The following is a 1,834-nucleotide window of genomic DNA, read 5'->3' as shown; positions in this document are numbered from 1 at the left end:
GCGTAGCCGAACCGCAGCACCTCGCGCGCGCGGACGGCCGCACCGAGCGTGGTGAGCACCGCCGGGTCGACGGAGGGTGCGCCCGCGGCGGTCATGACCGTGACCGGCACGGCGTCGACCCGGTGCGCGAGCCGCGCCGGCAGCACCTGCCGCACGGTGCGCAGCGCCCGCTCGGCCGCCTCCTCGACGCCGACGCCGGAGGCCGCGGCGGTGCGCAGCGCGACCGTGAGGGCGACGGCCTGCTCGTCGTCGAACAGCAGCGGCGGCAGCCGCGTGCCCGCGTCGAGCCGGTAGCCGCCCTCGCGCCCGCGCGTGCTCGTGATCGGGTACCCGAGCTCGCGCAGCCGGTCGACGTCCCGCCGCACGGTCCGGTCGGTGACGTCGAGCCGGTCGGCGAGCACCGCCGCGGGCCAGTCACGTCGCGCCTGCAGCAGCGAGAGCAGGGCGAGCAGCCGAGGCGCGGTGGTGGGCACCGGACCAGTCTGCCGCGACATCCGGACACGACCTGTCCGGAACGACCGCCAGGGTGGTGCCCGCGCCGGTCGACCGGCCCGCGCACCACCCGACCGAGGAGCCACCATGGCCGTCACCACCACGACCCACCTGAACTTCCGCGGCGACGCCCGCGCCGCCCTGGAGCACTACCGCGACGTCTTCGGCGGCCAGCTCGCCGTCGCCACGTACGCCGACGCGGGTGCGGCGGAGGACCCCGCCCAGGCCGACCAGGTGATCTGGGGTGAGGTGCGGTCGGCCGACGGGTTCCACGTGATGGCGTTCGACGTGCCGGCGTCGCGCCCGTGGGACGCCGGCACCGACGCGTTCTACGTGTCGGTGCGCGGCGAGGGCACCGAGGAGGTCGCGGCGCTGTGGAAGCGGCTCGCGGCGGAGGCGGCGGGCGCGACGGTCGTCGTGCCGCTGGCGCCGTCGGGCTGGGCGCCGCTGTACGGCATGGTGCGCGACCGGTTCGGCGTCACCTGGGTGCTCGACGTCGCGGCGCCGTACGCCGGCTAGGCCTCGGTCCCGAGCTGCCAGGCCCGGACGCCGCCGACGATGCCCGCCTGGTTCGGCACGACGACGACGTCGTCGCCGAGCCGGGCGAGCACCTGCGGCGTGATCTGCCGGGAGTTCCCGCCGCCGAGGTAGAGCCGGTCCCACAGCACGACCGGCCGCAGGCCCTCCACGACCTGCCGGACGCGGCGCGACCACAGGCCGTCGCCGAGGCGGGCGCGCTGGATCTGCCCGATGTACTCGTCGTAGGTGGTGAGCCGGCGCACCGGCGCGTGCGACCACTCGAGGTGCGGGGCGAGCCGGCCGCCGTCGAACAGCGCCGAGCCGAGGCCGGTGCCCAGGGTGAGCACGAGCTCGACGCCGGTGCCCGAGACCACGCCGGCGCCGTGCACCTCGGCGTCGTTGAGGACGAGCGCCGGGACCCGGAGCCGCTGCGCGACGGCGGCGCGGATGTCGAAGCCGGACCAGGCGGCCACGAGCTCGGGGTCGACCCGGGTGTGCGGCCCGGACCGGGTCACGTAGTGCGGGGTGGCGACCACGACCCCGTGCCGGATCATCCCGGGCATGCCGACCGTGGCGCGCTGGAACGGCGGCAGCCGGTCGGCGATGTCGGCGATGGTGTCGACCAGCCGCGACGGCGGCAGCGGGTACGGCGTCGGCACGCGCACGGCGGGGGCGTGCAGGGTGCCCGAGGCGTCGAGCACGGACGCCTTGATGCCGCCGCCCCCGCAGTCGACGGCGAGCGTGTACGGGGCGGGGTCGGGCGTGGGCACCGGACCACGGTAGAGCAGGCGCCGGGCCCGTACCCTCGGGGGCGTGCCCGACC

At 77.0% G+C, this 1,834-nt stretch carries 3 protein-coding genes; 1 reads left to right on the top strand and 2 read right to left on the bottom strand.

The features are described from left to right. Positions 1-473 (bottom strand): HTH domain-containing protein (locus tag G6556_RS18645; protein ID WP_166944622.1); only part of this gene is annotated, 473 nt, incomplete at its 3' end. A gap of 106 nt (positions 474-579) precedes the next feature. Between G6556_RS18645 and G6556_RS18640 the strand changes: the two genes are divergently transcribed. After that, the gene (locus G6556_RS18640; RefSeq protein ID WP_166944620.1) at positions 580-1,011 is read left to right on the top strand and encodes a VOC family protein; all 432 of its coding nucleotides are present in this window, start codon (positions 580-582) and stop codon (positions 1,009-1,011) included. Here the strand turns inward: G6556_RS18640 and G6556_RS18635 are convergent. Then, positions 1,008-1,781 (bottom strand): ROK family protein, encoded by a 774-nt coding sequence (locus G6556_RS18635; RefSeq protein WP_166944618.1) that lies wholly within the window; start codon positions 1,779-1,781, stop codon positions 1,008-1,010. The genes G6556_RS18640 and G6556_RS18635 overlap by 4 nt on opposite strands. Between the last annotated feature and the right edge of the window lie 53 nt (positions 1,782-1,834).

This window comes from Cellulomonas sp. IC4_254 (assembly GCF_011603975.1).
GTDB lineage: Bacteria > Actinomycetota > Actinomycetes > Actinomycetales > Cellulomonadaceae > Cellulomonas.
The sequence above is the reverse complement of the archived record's forward strand: the minus strand, read 5'-3'. Positions and strand labels throughout refer to the sequence as shown.

Bases quoted from the DNA above. Each gene is read 5' to 3' on its own strand.
- G6556_RS18640 (WP_166944620.1), top strand. From the start codon at position 580: ATGGCCGTCACCACCACGACCCACCTGAACTTCCGCGGCGACGCCCGC.